Below are 15,818 nucleotides of genomic sequence, written 5' to 3' on the forward strand. Positions count from 1 at the left end.
GGTGTGGGGGGCGTGAGCCCCCCACAAGCTTTTCTAGTACTGCTCGGTCTCGACGAAGCCGGCGTCCGCGTCGTCGTCCGCGCCGAAGGCGTCGGCGGCGGCGGTCGGGTCGAATCCGGGCGGGCTGTCCTTGAGGGCCAGGCCCATGCCGGCCAGCTTCGCCTTGACCTCGTCGATCGACTTCGCACCGAAGTTGCGGATGTCGAGCAGGTCCGCCTCGGAGCGGGCGACGAGCTCACCCACGGAGTGGATGCCCTCGCGCTTGAGGCAGTTGTACGACCGAACGGTGAGCTCGAGCTCCTCGATCGGCAGCGCCAGGTCGGCGGCCAGGGCGGCGTCCGTCGGGGACGGGCCCATGTCGATGCCCTCGGCGTCGATGTTGAGCTCGCGGGCCAGACCGAACAGCTCGACCAGGGTCTTGCCGGCGGACGCCATGGCGTCACGCGGGCGCATGGCCTGCTTGGTCTCGACGTCGACGATCAGCTTGTCGAAGTCGGTGCGCTGCTCGACTCGGGTCGCCTCGACCTTGTAGGTGACCTTGAGGACCGGGCTGTAGATGGAGTCGACCGGGATGCGGCCGATCTCCTGGCCCAGCTGCTTGTTCTGGACGGCGGAGACGTAGCCGCGACCGCGCTCGACGGTCAGCTCCATCTCCAGCTTGCCCTTGCCGTTGAGCGTGGCGAGGACCAGGTCCGGGTTGTGCACCTCGACACCGGCCGGGGGCGCGATGTCAGCAGCGGTGACCAGGCCGGGACCCTGCTTGCGCAGGTACATCACGACCGGCTCGTCGTGCTCCGAGGAGACGACCAGCTGCTTGATGTTGAGGATGATGTCGGTGACGTCTTCCTTGACGCCCGGCACGGTGGTGAACTCGTGCAGGACGCCGTCCACGCGGATGCTGGTGACAGCGGCACCCGGGATCGAGGACAGGAGCGTACGGCGCAGGGAGTTGCCGAGGGTGTAGCCGAAGCCCGGCTCCAGCGGCTCGATCACGAACCGCGAGCGGTACTCGTCGACGACCTCTTCGGTCAGCGAAGGACGCTGAGCGATAAGCATGTCTGTGTTCCTTCATTCGTGGACGCCCACTATTTGACGCCCGACGGGATGCCGTACCGAGGTACGGCTACTGCAAGGGTACGGGCGGCACGGCCCCCGAAGGGGTCGTACCGCCCGGACACTCAAGAACGCACAGGTGCGTCCGCTGCGTCAGACGCGGCGGCGCTTCGGCGGGCGGCAGCCGTTGTGCGGGGTGGGGGTGACGTCCTGGATCGAGCCGACCTCGAGGCCGGTGGCCTGGAGGGAGCGGATCGCGGTCTCGCGGCCGGAGCCCGGACCCTTGACGAAGACGTCAACCTTGCGCATGCCGTGCTCCTGCGCGCGGCGGGCGGCCGACTCGGCGGCCATCTGCGCGGCGAAGGGGGTGGACTTGCGCGAGCCCTTGAAGCCGACGTGGCCGGCGGAGGCCCAGGAGATCACGTTGCCCGAGGGGTCCGTGATCGAAACGATGGTGTTGTTGAACGTGCTCTTGATGTGGGCGTGCCCGTGAGCGACGTTCTTCTTTTCCTTGCGGCGCACCTTCTTGGCAGCGCCCTGACGACCCTTGGGGGGCATCTAAATCTCCTACGGGAGGTGGTCGGTCCTACAGCGCAAGACCGCTGAACAGGACTACTTCTTGCCCGGCTTCTTCTTACCGGCGATCGCGCGACGCGGGCCCTTGCGGGTACGCGCGTTCGTGCTGGTGCGCTGACCGTGCACCGGGAGGCCGCGACGGTGGCGGATGCCCTGGTAGCACTGGATCTCGACCTTGCGACGGATGTCGGCCTGGATCTCGCGGCGGAGGTCACCCTCGGTACGGAGGTTGGCGTCCACGTACTCGCGGATCTTGACCAGGTCCTCTTCGGCCAGGTCACGAACGCGGGTGTTCGGGTTCACGCCGGTGGAGGCGAGGATCTCCTTGGACCGGGTGCGCCCGATACCGAAGACGTAGGTGAGTGCGATCTCCACACGCTTTTCGCGCGGGATGTCAACACCGGAAACGCGTGCCATTCAATGGCTCCTGTGTGTTCGGGGGTCTTCCGCAGAATCAGCCCCGACCGCCGACCACACCTGATGGGTGGTGGTACGTCCGGGTCCCCGGCCCCCGCCGGAGGTGCCGCCGGCCCCTTGCAGGGCTGGGCGGATTCTGCGTATGTACGTTTTCTTACGTCGCGCGAAGAACTGCGTTAAGGCAGGTCGGTCGGCGTGCGTCAGCCCTGGCGCTGCTTGTGGCGCAGGTTGTCGCAGATGACCATGACCCGGCCGTGACGGCGGATCACCTTGCACTTGTCGCAGATCTTCTTGACGCTCGGCTTGACCTTCATGTGGGTGAGGTTCTCCGGGTCAGTGCCACCACCCGCACCGGGACAAGACGCCCAGGCAGGAGTGAGGACAAGATCTACTTGTATCGGTAGACGATCCGGCCACGCGTCAGGTCGTACGGAGACAGCTCCACGACGACCCGGTCATCCGGGAGGATGCGGATGTAGTGCATGCGCATCTTGCCGCTGATGTGCGCGAGGACCTTGTGACCGTTCTGCAGTTCCACCTTGAACATCGCGTTCGGGAGGGACTCGATCACGGTGCCCTCGATTTCGATGGCACCTTGCTTCTTGGCCACGCTTCGCCCTTCGAATCGGCTACCTTGATCGGCTCGGTGCGCCATGCAGGCATGGAAGTGCACGAGAGCCGACGAGTCAGTCTACGTCAGGGGTCCCAGAAAGACGAATCCGGAAAGTTTGCCCCAGAGTGTAGATCATTACGCCAGCGGGTCCGGAGCCGTGGTGACCCCGTACTCCGCCAGTTTCGCCTTGCCGCAGTCCGGGCTGGTCAGAACGATCGGACCGGCCTCCGTCAGGGCGATGGAGTGCTCCCAGTGCGAGGACCAGGTGCCGTCCGTGGTGATGACGGTCCAGTCGTCCGCCAGTACCTCCGTCTGGGGGGTGCCCAGGGAGACCATGGGCTCGATCGCCAGGCAGACGCCCGGGACCAGCTTGATGCCCTTGCCCCGCTTGCGCGAGACGTAGTTCAGCAGGTGGGGGTCCATGTGCATCTCGGACCCGATGCCGTGGCCGCCGTAGTCCTCGATGATCCCGAACTTGCCGAGGCTGTGGTCACCGGTGGCGGGACGCGGCTGGCGCTTGATGTAGGTCTCGATCGCCTTGGAGATGTCCACGAGGCGGTTGCCGAGCTTCATGGCGGCGATACCGGCCCACATGGACTCCTCGGTCACCCGGGAGAGCTCCAGGAGCTCAGGGGCGTGCCCGGTGCCGACGAAGGCGGTGAACGCGGCGTCGCCGTGCCAGCCGTCGACGATGGCGCCGGCGTCGATCGAGATGATGTCGCCGTCCTTGAGGACCGTCTTGTCGTCCGGGATGCCGTGGACGACGACCTCGTTCACCGAGGTGCAGATCGTCGCGGGGAAGCCGCCGTAGCCGAGGAAGTTCGACTTCGCCCCGGCGTCCGCGATCACCTTGCGGGCCACCATGTCCAGATCACGCGTCGTGGCGCCCGGAACGGCCGCCTCACGGGTCGCCGCGTGGATCGCGGCGACGACCAGCCCCGCCTCGCGCATCTTCGCGATCTGCTCGGGGGTCTTGATCTGGACCATGAAAAACGCCTTCCAGCCTCGGTTCGAGTCTTCTCAACAGTACGGCCGCGATGCCCTGGGGACACCGCGGCCGTTCTTGCCCTACGGGGGTACTACTTCTTGAGGGCGTCCATCGCGCGCTTCGTGACGTCGGCGACCTCACCGAGGGCCGGGATCGTCACCAGCAGGCCCTGGGCCTTGTAGTAGTCGATGATCGGCTCGGTCTGCGTGTGGTAGACCTCCAGCCGGTTGCGGACCGTGGCCTCGGAGTCGTCACCGCGCTGGTACAGCTCGCCGCCGCAGGTGTCGCAGACGCCCTCGGCCTTCGGCGGGGCGTACGTGACGTGGAAGACGTGCGAAGAGTCGTTGCGGCAGATCCGGCGACCGGCGATCCGCTTGACGACCTCGTCCTCCTCGACCTCCAGGTCGAGGACGGCGTCGAGCTTCATGCCCTCCGCCTGGAGCATCACGTCGAGCGCCTCGGCCTGCGAGACGTTGCGCGGGAAACCGTCGAGCAGGAAGCCGCCTACGGCGTCCGGCTGCTCCATCCGGTCCTTCGCCATGCCGATGGTCACCTCGTCGGGGACCAGGTCGCCGGCGTCCATGTACGCCTTCGCCTGCTTGCCCAGCTCGGTGCCCTGGCTGATGTTGGCCCGGAACAGGTCGCCCGTGGAGATGTGCGGGATCGACAGGTTCTTGGCAAGGAACGCGGCCTGCGTTCCCTTGCCCGCACCGGGCGGTCCGACGAGGACGATTCGCATCAGCGGAGGAACCCTTCGTAATTACGCTGCTGGAGCTGGCTCTCGATCTGCTTCACGGTTTCCAGACCCACACCCACGATGATCAGGATGCTCGTCCCGCCGAACGGGAAGTTCTGGTTCGCTCCGAAGCCGGCCAACGCCATCGTCGGCACAAGAGCGATGAGACCCAGGTACAGCGACCCCGGCCAGGTGATCCGGTTGAGCACGTAGCTCAGGTACTCAGCGGTGGGTCGACCGGCGCGAATACCCGGGATGAACCCACCATACTTCTTCATGTTGTCTGCAACTTCCTCGGGGTTGAACGAGATCGCCACGTAGAAGAACGCGAAGAAGACGATCAGGAGGAAGTAGACCGCGATGTAGTACGGGTGGTCGCCCTTGACGAAGTGCTTCTGGATCCAGGTGGCCCAGCCCGCGGTGGACCCGCTGAACTGCACGACCAGCGCCGGGATGTACAGCAGCGACGAGGCGAAGATGACGGGGATGATGCCCGCCTGGTTCACCTTGAGCGGGATGTAGGTCGAGGTACCGCCGTAGGCACGGCGGCCGATCATGCGCTTCGCGTACTGGACCGGGATCCGGCGCTGCGCCTGCTCGACGAAGACCACCAGGCCGACCATCGCGAGGCCGACCAGCATGACGACGCCGAACTCGACCCAGCCGTCGGCGATCTTGCCCTGGAGCTTGATCTGCCACAGCGCGCCGATGAAGCCGGCGGCGATCGAGATGAACATGAGGATCGACATGCCGTTGCCGATGCCGCGGTCGGTGATGAGCTCACCGAGCCACATGACGACGCAGGTACCGGCGGTCATGGTGACCACCATGACGACCGTGGTGAAGATCGACCGGTCGGGAACGATCTGGCTGGCGACCTGGCAGCCCTGGAACAGGGCCCCCGTGCGGGCGGTGGCGACGAGGCCGGTGCCCTGCAGGATCGCGAGCGCGACCGTCAGATAGCGCGTGTACTGAGTGATCTTCGCCGTGCCGGACTGGCCCTCTTTCTTGAGGGTCTCCAGCTTCGGGATGACCACGGTCAGCAGCTGCAGAATGATGCTCGCCGTGATGTACGGCATGATGCCGAGCGCAAAGATCGTGATCTGCAGCAGCGCACCGCCGCTGAACATGTTGACGAGGCCGAACAGCCCATTGCTGCTGCCTGCCTGCTCAACACAGATCTGGACGTTCTTGTAGCTCACGCCGGGTACCGGGATGTGGGACCCGAGCCGGAACAGCACGATGATGCCGAGCGTGAAGAGCAGCTTCTTGCGCAGGTCGGGCGTCTTGAACGCCCGGGCGAACGCGGTGAGCACGGTGCCTCCTGCGACCCCCGCGCTACTGCGTCAGAGGTGACGGTCTGAGGGATCGACGTATACGACAAAGCAAAGGTGCACGCCACCTTACCGGCGAGTGTGCCTCCCGTGGAACGACCAACCGGGGATGCCCCATATGTGAGGCATCCCCGGTCGGGTTTCGAGCTATTCAGCCACTGAAATCGTCTTAGACGAGCTCAGTGACAGAGCCGCCGGCAGCGGCAATCTTCTCCTTGGCGGAGGCGGAAACGGCGTCAACCGAAACCTGCAGCGCCACGGAGAGCTCGCCCTGGCCCAGGACCTTGACGAGGCTGTTCTTGCGAACCGCGCCCTTGGCGACCAGGTCGGCCACCGTGACTTCTCCACCCTCGGGGTAGAGAGCGCCGAGCTTGTCCAGGTTCACGACCTGGAACTCGGTGCGGAACGGGTTCTTGAAGCCCTTGAGCTTCGGCAGACGCATGTGGAGGGGCATCTGCCCGCCCTCGAAGCGCTGCGGGATCTGGTAACGGGCCTTCTGGCCCTTCGTACCACGACCGGCCGTCTTACCCTTCGACGCCTCACCACGACCGACACGGGTCTTCGCGGTCTTGGCGCCGGGGGCGGGACGGAGGTTGTGGGCCTTCAGCGGGCTGTTCTCAGCCATGATTAGTCAACCTCCTCAACCGTCACGAGGTGGCGGACGGTGTGAACCATTCCGCGGAACTCGGGGCGGTCCTCCTTGACGACGACGTCGTTCAGGCGCTTGAGCCCGAGCGAACGCAGCGTGTCGCGGTGGTTCTGCTTGCTGCCGATGTACGACTTCGTCTGCGTGATCTTGAGGCGAGCCATTACGCACCCGCCCCAGCACGTGCACGAAGCAGAGCCGCGGGGGCGACGTCCTCGAGGGGCAGACCACGGCGAGCCGCGATCTCCTCGGGACGCTGCAGGCCCTGGAGGGCCGCCACGGTCGCGTGCACGATGTTGATCGCGTTGGAAGAGCCGAGCGACTTCGACAGGATGTCGTGAACGCCGGCGCACTCCAGCACGGCACGCACCGGACCACCGGCGATAACGCCGGTACCCGGGGAAGCCGGCTTCAGCATGACGACGCCCGCCGCCTTCTCGCCCTGGATCGGGTGAGGGATGGTGCCCTGGATGCGCGGAACCTTGAAGAAGTTCTTCTTGGCTTCCTCGACACCCTTGGCGATGGCCGCGGGAACTTCCTTGGCCTTGCCGTAACCGACACCTACCGTGCCGTCACCGTCGCCCACCACGACCAGCGCGGTGAAGCTGAAGCGGCGACCACCCTTGACAACCTTGGCGACGCGGTTGATCGCGACAACGCGCTCAACGTAAGCGGTCTTCTCGGCGGCAGGGCCACCGTCGCGACCCTTCCGGTCCCGCCGCTCGCCGCCACCGGCACCGCTTCCGCGGCGCTGGGGTCCAGCCATTGGATTACCTCTCTCTGTTACGTCCGTGAGTCCCGGAACCGGGGCTTAGAACTTCAGCCCGGCTTCGCGGGCGGCGTCAGCCAGAGCGGCAATGCGCCCGGCGTATCGGTTGCCACCGCGGTCGAACACGACGGTCTCGACACCCGCAGCCTTGGCACGCTCGGCGACGAGCGCGCCGACAGCCTGGGCCTGGGCGCTCTTGTCGCCTTCGCCACCGCGGATCGAAGCGTCCAGGGTCGACGCGGACGCCAGGGTGTGACCCTGGAGGTCGTCGATGACCTGAGCAACGATGTTGCGGTTGGAACGCGTCACGACGAGGCGCGGACGCTCCGCCGTACCCGAGACGTTCTTGCGGATGCGGATGTGGCGGCGAGCCTTGGCAGCGCGCTTGTACGCGTCGCCCTTGGCGATCTTCACACCGTATGCCATGGCTACTTACCAGCCTTTCCGACCTTGCGGCGGATGACTTCGCCGGCGTACTTGACACCCTTGGCCTTGTACGGGTCGGGCTTCCGCAGCTTGCGGATGTTGGCGGCGACCTCGCCGACCTTCTGCTTGTCGATGCCCTCGACCGAGAACTTGGTCGGCGACTCGACCTTGAAGGAGATGCCCTCGGGCGCCTCCACCAGGATCGGGTGGCTGTAGCCGAGCTGGAACTCCAGGTTGGAGCCCTTCGCGGCCACGCGGTAACCGACACCGCTGATCTCGAGAGCCTTGACGTATCCCGTGGTCACACCGGTGATCATGTTCGCCACCAGCGTGCGGGACAGGCCGTGCAGGGCCTTGTTCTGACGCTCGTCGTTCGGGCGGGTGACGTTCAGAACGCCGTCCTCACCCTTGACGACTGCGATGGGCGCCTTGACGGTGTGCGCGAGGGAACCCTTGGGGCCCTTCACCGCGACCGTCTGGCCATCGATGGTGACGTCCACACCGGCGGGAACCTGGATGGGGAGCTTGCCGATTCGCGACATTGCTTTTCCTCCGTTCCCGACTACCAGACGTAGGCGAGGACTTCCCCACCTACGCCCTTCTTGCCTGCCTGCTGACCGGTCAGAAGACCGTGGGACGTGGAGATGATCGCCACGCCCAGGCCGCCGAGGACCTTCGGCAGGTTGGTGGACTTCGCGTACACGCGCAGACCGGGCTTCGAGATCCGCTTGATGCCCGCAATGGAGCGCTCGCGGTTCGGCCCGAACTTCAGCTCGAGGACGAGGTTCTTGCCGACCTCGGCGTCCTCGACCTTCCAGCCGGTGATGAAACCCTCCTGCTTGAGGATCTCTGCGATGTGCGACTTGATCTTGCTGTGCGGCATCACGACGGTGTCGTGGTACGCCGAGTTAGCGTTACGCAGACGCGTGAGCATGTCTGCGATCGGGTCAGTCATGGTCATGAAGTGGCCTTCGGCCTCTCTCGCCGGGGTTTCCTGTATGCGCCATCCCTCTCCCCACTCAGTGGCGGGACGGGTGCGGTGCGGGGACCTACGGCGTAGTAAGTCGTTATGGGCGGCGGACGCCCAACCACACAAGCCTAAGGCATGCGCGGCCGGGCACCCACCGTCCAGATGCTTACCGAGAGTGCCTGGTACTCCCCAAGTCCTTGCGGACGAGGGTGATTTACCAGGAGCTCTTGGTCACGCCCGGCAGCTCGCCACGGTGAGCCATCTCACGAAGGCAGACGCGGCACAGGCCGAACTTGCGGTACACGGAGTGGGGGCGACCGCAGCGCTGGCAGCGGGTGTACGCACGCACACCGAACTTGGGCTTGCGGGCAGCCTTCGCGATGAGAGCCTTCTTCGCCATCTCGCTTACGCCTCCTTGAAGGGGAAGCCGAGGTGACGAAGGAGGGCACGGCCCTCGTCGTCGTTGGTCGCCGTGGTGACCACGGTGATGTCCATACCCCGGGTACGGTCGATCTTGTCCTGGTCGATCTCGTGGAACATGACCTGCTCCGTGAGACCGAAGGTGTAGTTGCCACGGCCGTCGAACTGCTTCGGCGACAGACCACGGAAGTCACGGATACGCGGCAGCGCGAGCGACAGCGTACGGTCCAGGAACTCCCACATGCGGTCACCACGGAGGGTGACGTGGCAGCCGATCGGCTGACCCTCGCGCAGCTTGAACTGCGCGATGGACTTCCGGGCCTTCGTGACGGCCGGCTTCTGACCGGTGATCGTCGTCAGGTCCTTGATGGCGCCGTCGATCAGCTTGGAGTCGCGGGCGGCGTCGCCCACACCCATGTTGACCACGATCTTCACGAGGCCGGGGATCTGCATGACGTTCTCGTAGGAGAACTCCTCACGCAGCTTGCCCGCGATGTCCTCGCGGTACTTCGTCTTGAGACGCGGAGTGGTAGCCATCAGATGTCCTCACCCGTCCGCTTGGCAACGCGGATCTTGTTGCCCTCGTCGTCGAAGCGGTAGCCGACGCGGGTGACGACCTTCTTGCCGTCCTTCTCCACAACCAGCTGAACGTTGCTGACGTGGACCGGGGCCTCGGTGATCACAATGCCACCGGCCTGGTTCTGCGCAGCCTTGGTGTGCTTCTTGACCCGGTTGACACCCTCGACGAGGACGCGGTTGTCAGCGGGGAAGGCGACGATGACCTTGCCCTGCTTGCCCTTGTCCTTACCGGTGATGACCTGAACCAGGTCGCCCTTCTTGATCTTCATGCTTACAGCACCTCCGGCGCGAGCGAGATGATCTTCATGAACTTCTTCTCGCGCAGCTCACGGCCCACCGGGCCGAAGATACGGGTGCCGCGAGGGTCGCCGTCGTTCTTCAGAATGACGGCGGCGTTCTCGTCGAAGCGGATGTACGAGCCGTCCTGGCGGCGGCGCTCCTTGACGGTGCGAACGATGACCGCCTTGACGACGTCACCCTTCTTCACGTTGCCACCGGGGATCGCATCCTTGACGGTGGCGACGATGACGTCACCGATGCCCGCGTAGCGGCGACCGGAACCACCGAGAACACGGATGCAAAGGATCTCCTTCGCACCAGTGTTGTCGGCGATACGCAGTCGCGACTCCTGCTGGATCACGTGTATCTCCTGTTTGTCTGCCGGTTCCCGGCGGGGGCTTCACTACGAGAGCGGAGCCCCCACCGAGCCTGGCGGAACGAATCTGAGGGAAACCCCTCAGATAATTACTTGGCCTTCTCGAGGATCTCGACGATGCGCCAGCGCTTGCTCGCCGACAGCGGACGCGTCTCCATGATGAGGACGCGGTCGCCGACGCCGGCAGCGTTCTGCTCGTCGTGCGCCTTGAGCTTGTTCGTACGGCGGATGACCTTGCCGTACAGGGCGTGCTTCACGCGGTCCTCGACGGCGACGACGACGGTCTTGTCCATCTTGTCGCTGACGACCAGACCCTCACGGGTCTTGCGGAAACCGCGCTCGGTCTTGTTCTCAGTCACGTTGTTCTCGCTCATCAGGCGCTCTCCACCGTCTCGATACCGAGCTCACGCTCGTGCATCAGGGTGTAGATGCGAGCGATGTCCTTGCGGACGGACCTGAGCCGGCCGTTGTTCTCCAGCTGACCCGTGGCCGCCTGGAAGCGGAGCTTGAACAGCTCCTCCTTGGCCTCGCGCAGCTTGCCAACGAGCTCCTCGTTGCCGAGCTCACGCAGCTCGGACGCCTTGGTTCCCGTCGCCATCACGACTCACCTGCCTCGCGCCGAACAATCCGGCACTTCATCGGAAGCTTGTGAGCAGCGCGGGTGAGCGCCTCACGAGCAATCTTCTCGTTCGGGTAGGACAGCTCGAACATGACCCGACCCGGGTGCACGTTGGCGATCCACCACTCGGGAGAACCCTTACCGGAACCCATGCGGGTCTCGGCAGGCTTCTTCGTCAGCGGGCGGTCCGGGTAGATGTTGATCCAGACCTTGCCGCCACGCTTGATGTGGCGGGTCATCGCAATACGAGCCGCCTCGATCTGGCGGTTCGTCACGTACGCCGGGGTCAGCGCCTGGATGCCGTACTCGCCGAACGTGACCTCAGTACCGCCCTTCGCCATACCACTGCGCTTGGGGTGGTGCTGCTTGCGGTGCTTGACCCTACGAGGGATCAGCATGTCGGTCAGGCCTCCGTTCCGGTGCTCTCGGCCGGAGCGGCGGCGGGAGCGTCGGCCTTGGGGGCCTCGGCACCAGCAGCCTGCTGCGGCTTGCGGCCACCACGGCCGCCGCGCTCGCCACCACGGCCACCACGGCCTGCGGGACGGTCGCCAGCGCCCTGCGCGCCACGGGCCGGGCGGTTACCCGCACGGGCCGCAGCGTTCTCGGCGCGAACCTCGGCGATGTTCTTGACGTCGCCCTTGTAGATCCAGACCTTCACACCGATACGGCCGAAGGTGGTCTTGGCCTCGAAGAAGCCGTAGTCCACGTTCGCGCGGAGGGTGTGCAGCGGCACACGGCCTTCGCGGTAGAACTCGGAGCGGGACATCTCGGCGCCGCCGAGACGGCCGCCACACTGGATCTTGATGCCCTTGGCGCCGGCCTTCATCGTGCCCTGCATGCTCTTACGCATGGCGCGACGGAAGGAGACGCGGGAGGAGAGCTGCTCGGCAACGGCCTGGGCAACCAGCTGAGCGTCGAGCTCGGGGTTCTTGACCTCGAGGATGTTCAGCTGGACCTGCTTGCCCGTGAGCTTCTCGAGGTCACCGCGGATGCGGTCGGCCTCGGCGCCACGGCGGCCGATGACGATGCCCGGACGAGCGGTGTGGATGTCCACACGCACGCGGTCACGGGTGCGCTCGATCTCAACCTTCGAGATGCCGGCGCGCTCCATGCCGGACGTCATCATCCGACGGATGGCGACGTCTTCCTTGACGTAGTCCTTGTACAGCTTGTCGGCGTACCAACGCGACTTGAAGTCGGTGGTGATGCCGAGCCGGAACCCGTGCGGGTTTACCTTCTGGCCCATTACCGGGAACCTTCCTTGCTGCTGACGACCACGGTGATGTGGCTGGTCCGCTTGCGGATCCGGTAGGCACGGCCCTGGGCACGCGGACGGAACCGCTTCAGGGTCGGGCCCTCGTCCACGTACGCCTCGCTGATGACCAGCGTAGAGGCGTCCGGGTGGTTGTAGTTGTGTGCGGCGTTGGCAATGGCGCTGTCCAGCACCTTGCCGACCGGCACGCTCGCGGCCTGCGGGGCGAAACGCAGGACCGCCTGAGCCTCCGTGGCATCCATGCCACGGATAAGGTCCACCACTCGGCGGGCCTTCATGGGCGTGACGCGGATGTACCGCGCCTGGGCCCTGGCTTCCATGGTTGTCCCTTCGGTGTAAGTCATAGTCGTAACCACCCCGCCTTTAGCGGCGCTTCGACTTCCGGTCGTCCTTGACGTGGCCGCGGAAGGTGCGAGTCGGCGAGAACTCGCCGAGCTTGTGGCCGACCATCGACTCGGTGACGAACACCGGGACGTGGGTCTTGCCGTTGTGCACCGCGATGGTGTGACCCAGCATGCTGGGGATGATCATCGAGCGACGGGACCAGGTCTTGATGACGTTCTTGGTGCCGGCTTCGTTCTGGACGTCCACCTTCTTTACGAGGTGGTCGTCGACGAAGGGCCCCTTCTTGAGACTGCGCGGCATCTAAACCCGCTCCTAGCGCTTCTTGTTCGTCTTGCGGCGGCGGACGATGTACTTGCTCGAAGCCTTCTTCGGCGAGCGAGTACGACCCTCCTTCTGACCCCACGGGGAGACCGGGTGGCGACCACCACTGGTCTTGCCCTCACCACCACCGTGCGGGTGGTCAACCGGGTTCATCGCGACACCGCGGACGGACGGGCGAACGCCCTTCCAGCGCATGCGGCCGGCCTTGCCCCAGTTGATGTTCGACTGCTCGGCGTTGCCGACCTCGCCGACGGTGGCGCGGCAGCGCGCGTCGACCAGGCGGATCTCACCGGAAGGCATACGAAGGTGGGCCATCGTGCCCTCCTTCGCCAGCAGCTGCACGGAGGCACCCGCGGAACGGGCGAACTTGGCGCCACCACCGGGACGGAGCTCGATCGCGTGGATCGTGGTACCGACCGGGATGTTACGGAGGGCCAGGTTGTTGCCCGGCTTGATGTCGGCCGTGGGGCCGTTCTCAATCCGGTCGCCCTGCTTCAGCGCCTTCGGCGCGATGATGTAGCGCTTCTCGCCGTCCGCGTAGTGCAGGAGCGCGATGCGCGCGGTGCGGTTGGGGTCGTACTCGATGTGCGCGACCTTGGCCGGCACGCCGTCCTTGTCGTGACGACGGAAGTCGATCACGCGGTAGGCGCGCTTGTGTCCACCACCCTGGTGGCGAACGGTGATCCGACCGGTGTTGTTACGGCCGCCCTTGCTGTGCAGGGGGCGAACCAGCGACTTCTCCGGCGTGGACCGCGTGATCTCGACAAAGTCGGCGACGCTGGAGCCACGACGGCCCGGGGTCGTCGGCTTGTACTTGCGGATACCCATTTCTCAGTCCTCGTCCGATTCCGGACGACTAGACCTCCGTTAGGAGGCCTGGCCGCCGAAGATGTCGATACGGTTGCCCTCGGCAAGGGTCACGATGGCGCGCTTGGTGTTCGCACGCTTGCCGAAACCGGTCTTGGTGCGCTTGCGCTTACCCTGACGGTTGATCGTGTTGACCCCGGTGACCTTGACCGAGAAGACCGCTTCCACGGCCTGCTTGATCTGGGTCTTGTTGGCGCCGGGCGCGACGATGAACGTGTACTTGTTCTCGTCCAGCAGCGCGTAGCTCTTCTCCGAGACAACCGGCTTGATCAGCAGGTCGCGCGGGTCAGTGAAGGTCTTGCTGGTAACGGTCGCCTCAGACATCAGGCGTCGCTCCCTTCGGTCTCATCGGCCTTGGGGCCAGACACGAAGGACTCGAAAGCGGCCTGAGTGAAGACCACGTCGTCAGAGACGATCACGTCGTACGTGTTCAGCTGGCCCGGCTCCAGGATGTGAACCTGGGGCAGGTTGCGGGCGGACAGCCACGCGGCCTCGTCGGCGCGCTCGACGACCAGGAGCAGGTTCTTGCGCTCCGAGATCTTGCCGAACAGCGTCTTGGCGGCCTTCGTGGAGGCGGAACCCTCGACCACGCCGGTGACGACGTGGATGCGGGAGTGACGCGCACGGTCCGAGAGGGCACCGCGGAGGGCGGCGGCCTTCATCTTCTTCGGGGTCCGCTGGGAGTAGTCACGCGGCTGCGGGCCGTGGACAACGCCACCGCCGACGAACTGCGGCGCACGGGTCGAACCCTGGCGCGCGCGGCCGGTGCCCTTCTGGCGGTACGGCTTGCGGCCACCACCACGGACTTCGCCACGACGCTTGGTCTTGTGCGTGCCCTGACGGGCAGCAGCCAGCTGAGCGACAACGACCTGGTGGATCAGCGGAACGCTGGTCTTCGCGTCGAAGATCTCCGCGGGGAGCTCGACGGTACCGGCCTTGTCGCCTGCCGGCGAAAGGATGTCAATGGTGCTCATTACCTCAAGCCCCCTTGGCCGCGGTACGGACCAGGACGAGGCCGCCGTTCGGACCGGGGACCGCACCCTTGATGAGGAGCAGACCCTTCTCCGCGTCAACCGCGTGGATGGTCAGGTTCTGGGTGGTGACGCGCTCGTTACCCATGCGACCGGCCATGCGCATGCCCTTGAAGACACGCCCAGGGGTGGCACAGCCACCGATCGAACCGGGGGAGCGGTGCTTGCGCTGCACACCGTGACCGGCGCCGAGGCCCCGGAAGTTGTGCCGCTTCATGACACCGGCGAAGCCCTTGCCCTTGCTGTTGCCCGTGACGTCAACCTTGACGCCGGACTCGAACACCTCAGCAGTGATCTCCTGGCCGAGCGTGTACTCGCTGGCGTCGGAGGTGCGGAGCTCCACCAGGTGGCGGCGGGGGGTCACGTCGGCCTTGGCGAAGTGGCCCTTGAGGGGCTTGTTCACCTTGCGCGGGTCGATCTCGCCGAAGGCGATCTGGACCGACTCGTAGCCGTCGATGTCGTTCGTACGGACCTGGGTAACGACGCAGGGTCCGGCCTTGACCACGGTCACCGGGACGACACGGTTGTTCTCGTCCCAGACCTGGGTCATGCCGAGCTTCTCGCCCAGGACGCCCTTGATCTGCTTTGCCATCTTCTCGACGCCTCTCAGAGCTTGATCTCGATGTCAACGCCGGCCGGAAGGTCCAGGCGCATCAGCGAGTCAACGGTCTTGGGGGTCGGGTCGAGGATGTCGATCAGGCGCTTGTGCGTGCGCATCTCGAAGTGCTCGCGCGAGTCCTTGTACTTGTGCGGCGACTTGATGACGCAGTACACGTTCTTCTCAGTGGGCAGCGGCACCGGGCCCGCGACCGACGCACCAGTGCGCGTCACCGTCTCGACGATCTTCTTCGCCGAGGAATCGATGACCTCGTGGTCGTAGGCCTTGAGCCGGATGCGGATCTTCTGTCCCGCCATGGCTACTCCGTAGTCCTGTCTGTATGTGGAAACGCTCTGGCTCTCGGTCGGCTGCGGGACGGATCCCGCGGCTTCTCTCCGACCCACGCGGTCGGGCGTGTCGCACTCCCTCTACAGAAAATTCCCATACGGAAATTCCCTCGTCCAAGGGGGTGCGGTCCCTGTGACCGCGTTTCGGGGGAGAAACACCCACCGAGTGCCTGGTGGGCACCGTGCTGACACTTCCCAGAAGATTCCCGTACGTCCGTCCCCATTGCTGCCCCGA

At 65.4% G+C, this 15,818-nt stretch carries 29 protein-coding genes; all 29 read right to left on the reverse strand.

Annotated features, from left to right (window positions below):
• Positions 1-33: 33 nt before the first annotated feature.
• The gene (locus PV721_RS18040; protein ID WP_007265920.1) at positions 34-1,056 is read right to left on the reverse strand and encodes a DNA-directed RNA polymerase subunit alpha; all 1,023 of its coding nucleotides are present in this window, start codon (positions 1,054-1,056) and stop codon (positions 34-36) included.
• A gap of 150 nt (positions 1,057-1,206) precedes the next feature.
• Positions 1,207-1,611, reverse strand: coding sequence for a 30S ribosomal protein S11 (gene rpsK / locus PV721_RS18045; RefSeq protein WP_003956432.1), 405 nt, complete (start codon positions 1,609-1,611; stop codon positions 1,207-1,209).
• Between the two features lie 54 nt (positions 1,612-1,665).
• Positions 1,666-2,046: a 30S ribosomal protein S13 gene (gene rpsM, locus PV721_RS18050; protein ID WP_030710357.1), complete on the reverse strand. Its 381-nt coding sequence runs from the start codon at positions 2,044-2,046 to the stop codon at positions 1,666-1,668.
• Positions 2,047-2,246: 200 nt separating this feature from the next.
• Positions 2,247-2,360 (reverse strand): 50S ribosomal protein L36, encoded by a 114-nt coding sequence (gene rpmJ, locus PV721_RS18055; RefSeq protein ID WP_003956441.1) that lies wholly within the window; start codon positions 2,358-2,360, stop codon positions 2,247-2,249.
• A gap of 74 nt (positions 2,361-2,434) precedes the next feature.
• Positions 2,435-2,656: a translation initiation factor IF-1 gene (gene infA, locus PV721_RS18060; RefSeq protein WP_003956442.1), complete on the reverse strand. Its 222-nt coding sequence runs from the start codon at positions 2,654-2,656 to the stop codon at positions 2,435-2,437.
• A 138-nt stretch (positions 2,657-2,794) separates the two neighbouring features.
• Complete coding sequence (map, locus tag PV721_RS18065) at positions 2,795-3,646, reverse strand: type I methionyl aminopeptidase (protein ID WP_319725410.1); 852 nt, start codon at positions 3,644-3,646, stop codon at positions 2,795-2,797.
• Positions 3,647-3,738: 92 nt separating this feature from the next.
• Positions 3,739-4,386: an adenylate kinase gene (locus PV721_RS18070; protein ID WP_319725412.1), complete on the reverse strand. Its 648-nt coding sequence runs from the start codon at positions 4,384-4,386 to the stop codon at positions 3,739-3,741.
• Positions 4,386-5,699 (reverse strand): preprotein translocase subunit SecY, encoded by a 1,314-nt coding sequence (gene secY / locus PV721_RS18075; RefSeq protein ID WP_189970611.1) that lies wholly within the window; start codon positions 5,697-5,699, stop codon positions 4,386-4,388. The genes PV721_RS18070 and secY overlap by 1 nt, the downstream gene beginning before the upstream one ends.
• A 187-nt stretch (positions 5,700-5,886) precedes the next feature.
• The gene (rplO, locus tag PV721_RS18080) at positions 5,887-6,342 is read right to left on the reverse strand and encodes a 50S ribosomal protein L15 (protein ID WP_319725417.1); all 456 of its coding nucleotides are present in this window, start codon (positions 6,340-6,342) and stop codon (positions 5,887-5,889) included.
• Positions 6,343-6,344: 2 nt separating this feature from the next.
• Positions 6,345-6,527, reverse strand: coding sequence for a 50S ribosomal protein L30 (gene rpmD, locus PV721_RS18085; protein WP_005313525.1), 183 nt, complete (start codon positions 6,525-6,527; stop codon positions 6,345-6,347).
• Positions 6,527-7,129, reverse strand: a complete 603-nt coding sequence (gene rpsE, locus PV721_RS18090; protein WP_319725421.1) for a 30S ribosomal protein S5 — start codon at positions 7,127-7,129, stop codon at positions 6,527-6,529. The genes rpmD and rpsE overlap by 1 nt, the downstream gene beginning before the upstream one ends.
• A 45-nt stretch (positions 7,130-7,174) precedes the next feature.
• Positions 7,175-7,558, reverse strand: coding sequence for a 50S ribosomal protein L18 (rplR, locus tag PV721_RS18095; RefSeq protein ID WP_030026334.1), 384 nt, complete (start codon positions 7,556-7,558; stop codon positions 7,175-7,177).
• Between the two features lie 2 nt (positions 7,559-7,560).
• The gene (gene rplF / locus PV721_RS18100; RefSeq protein WP_319725424.1) at positions 7,561-8,100 is read right to left on the reverse strand and encodes a 50S ribosomal protein L6; all 540 of its coding nucleotides are present in this window, start codon (positions 8,098-8,100) and stop codon (positions 7,561-7,563) included.
• 20 nt (positions 8,101-8,120) lie between these two features.
• On the reverse strand, positions 8,121-8,519 hold the full coding sequence (gene rpsH / locus PV721_RS18105) for a 30S ribosomal protein S8 (protein ID WP_007265911.1): 399 nt from the start codon (positions 8,517-8,519) through the stop codon (positions 8,121-8,123).
• A 223-nt stretch (positions 8,520-8,742) separates the two neighbouring features.
• Complete coding sequence (locus PV721_RS18110) at positions 8,743-8,928, reverse strand: type Z 30S ribosomal protein S14 (RefSeq protein WP_003956452.1); 186 nt, start codon at positions 8,926-8,928, stop codon at positions 8,743-8,745.
• 5 nt (positions 8,929-8,933) lie between these two features.
• Positions 8,934-9,485 (reverse strand): 50S ribosomal protein L5, encoded by a 552-nt coding sequence (gene rplE / locus PV721_RS18115; protein ID WP_030388859.1) that lies wholly within the window; start codon positions 9,483-9,485, stop codon positions 8,934-8,936.
• Positions 9,485-9,796, reverse strand: a complete 312-nt coding sequence (rplX, locus tag PV721_RS18120) for a 50S ribosomal protein L24 (protein ID WP_030008468.1) — start codon at positions 9,794-9,796, stop codon at positions 9,485-9,487. Before rplX ends, rplE begins: the two co-directional genes overlap by 1 nt.
• 2 nt (positions 9,797-9,798) lie before the next feature.
• Positions 9,799-10,167: a 50S ribosomal protein L14 gene (rplN, locus tag PV721_RS18125; RefSeq protein ID WP_008739701.1), complete on the reverse strand. Its 369-nt coding sequence runs from the start codon at positions 10,165-10,167 to the stop codon at positions 9,799-9,801.
• Positions 10,168-10,271: 104 nt separating this feature from the next.
• On the reverse strand, positions 10,272-10,556 hold the full coding sequence (rpsQ, locus tag PV721_RS18130; protein ID WP_030773830.1) for a 30S ribosomal protein S17: 285 nt from the start codon (positions 10,554-10,556) through the stop codon (positions 10,272-10,274).
• Positions 10,556-10,780 carry a 50S ribosomal protein L29 gene (gene rpmC, locus PV721_RS18135; protein ID WP_073912892.1) on the reverse strand — a complete coding sequence of 75 codons (225 nt, stop codon included), beginning with the start codon at positions 10,778-10,780 and terminating at the stop codon, positions 10,556-10,558. Before rpmC ends, rpsQ begins: the two co-directional genes overlap by 1 nt.
• Complete coding sequence (gene rplP, locus PV721_RS18140) at positions 10,780-11,199, reverse strand: 50S ribosomal protein L16 (protein ID WP_008739704.1); 420 nt, start codon at positions 11,197-11,199, stop codon at positions 10,780-10,782. The genes rpmC and rplP overlap by 1 nt, the downstream gene beginning before the upstream one ends.
• A 5-nt stretch (positions 11,200-11,204) precedes the next feature.
• Positions 11,205-12,047 (reverse strand): 30S ribosomal protein S3, encoded by an 843-nt coding sequence (gene rpsC, locus PV721_RS18145; RefSeq protein WP_008739710.1) that lies wholly within the window; start codon positions 12,045-12,047, stop codon positions 11,205-11,207.
• Positions 12,047-12,394 (reverse strand): 50S ribosomal protein L22, encoded by a 348-nt coding sequence (rplV, locus tag PV721_RS18150; protein WP_007265904.1) that lies wholly within the window; start codon positions 12,392-12,394, stop codon positions 12,047-12,049. Before rplV ends, rpsC begins: the two co-directional genes overlap by 1 nt.
• A gap of 43 nt (positions 12,395-12,437) precedes the next feature.
• Positions 12,438-12,719, reverse strand: coding sequence for a 30S ribosomal protein S19 (gene rpsS, locus PV721_RS18155; protein ID WP_008739713.1), 282 nt, complete (start codon positions 12,717-12,719; stop codon positions 12,438-12,440).
• 12 nt (positions 12,720-12,731) lie between these two features.
• Positions 12,732-13,568, reverse strand: a complete 837-nt coding sequence (gene rplB, locus PV721_RS18160; protein ID WP_008739715.1) for a 50S ribosomal protein L2 — start codon at positions 13,566-13,568, stop codon at positions 12,732-12,734.
• A 39-nt stretch (positions 13,569-13,607) separates the two neighbouring features.
• Positions 13,608-13,931, reverse strand: coding sequence for a 50S ribosomal protein L23 (rplW, locus tag PV721_RS18165; protein WP_007265901.1), 324 nt, complete (start codon positions 13,929-13,931; stop codon positions 13,608-13,610).
• The gene (rplD, locus tag PV721_RS18170; RefSeq protein ID WP_030710344.1) at positions 13,931-14,581 is read right to left on the reverse strand and encodes a 50S ribosomal protein L4; all 651 of its coding nucleotides are present in this window, start codon (positions 14,579-14,581) and stop codon (positions 13,931-13,933) included. Before rplD ends, rplW begins: the two co-directional genes overlap by 1 nt.
• Positions 14,582-14,585: 4 nt before the next feature.
• Entirely contained in the window at positions 14,586-15,230 is a 645-nt protein-coding gene (gene rplC / locus PV721_RS18175; protein WP_007265899.1) for a 50S ribosomal protein L3, read from the reverse strand.
• A gap of 14 nt (positions 15,231-15,244) precedes the next feature.
• Positions 15,245-15,553: a 30S ribosomal protein S10 gene (gene rpsJ / locus PV721_RS18180; RefSeq protein WP_003948644.1), complete on the reverse strand. Its 309-nt coding sequence runs from the start codon at positions 15,551-15,553 to the stop codon at positions 15,245-15,247.
• Between the last annotated feature and the right edge of the window lie 265 nt (positions 15,554-15,818).

Source organism: Streptomyces sp. MB09-01 (genome assembly GCF_033794505.1).
Taxonomy (GTDB): Bacteria; Actinomycetota; Actinomycetes; order Streptomycetales; family Streptomycetaceae; genus Streptomyces.

Bases quoted from the DNA above. Each gene is read 5' to 3' on its own strand.
- PV721_RS18040 (WP_007265920.1), bottom strand. From the start codon at position 1,056: ATGCTTATCGCTCAGCGTCCTTCGCTGACCGAAGAGGTCGTCGACGAG.
- rpsK (WP_003956432.1), bottom strand. From the start codon at position 1,611: ATGCCCCCCAAGGGTCGTCAGGGCGCTGCCAAGAAGGTGCGCCGCAAG.
- rpsM (WP_030710357.1), bottom strand. From the start codon at position 2,046: ATGGCACGCGTTTCCGGTGTTGACATCCCGCGCGAAAAGCGTGTGGAG.
- rpmJ (WP_003956441.1), bottom strand. From the start codon at position 2,360: ATGAAGGTCAAGCCGAGCGTCAAGAAGATCTGCGACAAGTGCAAGGTG.
- map (WP_319725410.1), bottom strand. From the start codon at position 3,646: ATGGTCCAGATCAAGACCCCCGAGCAGATCGCGAAGATGCGCGAGGCG.
- PV721_RS18070 (WP_319725412.1), bottom strand. From the start codon at position 4,386: ATGCGAATCGTCCTCGTCGGACCGCCCGGTGCGGGCAAGGGAACGCAG.
- rplO (WP_319725417.1), bottom strand. From the start codon at position 6,342: ATGGCTGAGAACAGCCCGCTGAAGGCCCACAACCTCCGTCCCGCCCCC.
- rpmD (WP_005313525.1), bottom strand. From the start codon at position 6,527: ATGGCTCGCCTCAAGATCACGCAGACGAAGTCGTACATCGGCAGCAAG.
- rpsE (WP_319725421.1), bottom strand. From the start codon at position 7,129: ATGGCTGGACCCCAGCGCCGCGGAAGCGGTGCCGGTGGCGGCGAGCGG.
- rplR (WP_030026334.1), bottom strand. From the start codon at position 7,558: ATGGCATACGGTGTGAAGATCGCCAAGGGCGACGCGTACAAGCGCGCT.
- rplF (WP_319725424.1), bottom strand. From the start codon at position 8,100: ATGTCGCGAATCGGCAAGCTCCCCATCCAGGTTCCCGCCGGTGTGGAC.
- rpsH (WP_007265911.1), bottom strand. From the start codon at position 8,519: ATGACCATGACTGACCCGATCGCAGACATGCTCACGCGTCTGCGTAAC.
- PV721_RS18110 (WP_003956452.1), bottom strand. From the start codon at position 8,928: ATGGCGAAGAAGGCTCTCATCGCGAAGGCTGCCCGCAAGCCCAAGTTC.
- rplE (WP_030388859.1), bottom strand. From the start codon at position 9,485: ATGGCTACCACTCCGCGTCTCAAGACGAAGTACCGCGAGGACATCGCG.
- rplX (WP_030008468.1), bottom strand. From the start codon at position 9,796: ATGAAGATCAAGAAGGGCGACCTGGTTCAGGTCATCACCGGTAAGGAC.
- rpsQ (WP_030773830.1), bottom strand. From the start codon at position 10,556: ATGAGCGAGAACAACGTGACTGAGAACAAGACCGAGCGCGGTTTCCGC.
- rpmC (WP_073912892.1), bottom strand. From the start codon at position 10,780: ATGGCGACGGGAACCAAGGCGTCCGAGCTGCGTGAGCTCGGCAACGAG.
- rplP (WP_008739704.1), bottom strand. From the start codon at position 11,199: ATGCTGATCCCTCGTAGGGTCAAGCACCGCAAGCAGCACCACCCCAAG.
- rpsC (WP_008739710.1), bottom strand. From the start codon at position 12,047: ATGGGCCAGAAGGTAAACCCGCACGGGTTCCGGCTCGGCATCACCACC.
- rplV (WP_007265904.1), bottom strand. From the start codon at position 12,394: ATGGAAGCCAGGGCCCAGGCGCGGTACATCCGCGTCACGCCCATGAAG.
- rpsS (WP_008739713.1), bottom strand. From the start codon at position 12,719: ATGCCGCGCAGTCTCAAGAAGGGGCCCTTCGTCGACGACCACCTCGTA.
- rplB (WP_008739715.1), bottom strand. From the start codon at position 13,568: ATGGGTATCCGCAAGTACAAGCCGACGACCCCGGGCCGTCGTGGCTCC.
- rplW (WP_007265901.1), bottom strand. From the start codon at position 13,931: ATGTCTGAGGCGACCGTTACCAGCAAGACCTTCACTGACCCGCGCGAC.
- rplD (WP_030710344.1), bottom strand. From the start codon at position 14,581: ATGAGCACCATTGACATCCTTTCGCCGGCAGGCGACAAGGCCGGTACC.
- rplC (WP_007265899.1), bottom strand. From the start codon at position 15,230: ATGGCAAAGCAGATCAAGGGCGTCCTGGGCGAGAAGCTCGGCATGACC.
- rpsJ (WP_003948644.1), bottom strand. From the start codon at position 15,553: ATGGCGGGACAGAAGATCCGCATCCGGCTCAAGGCCTACGACCACGAG.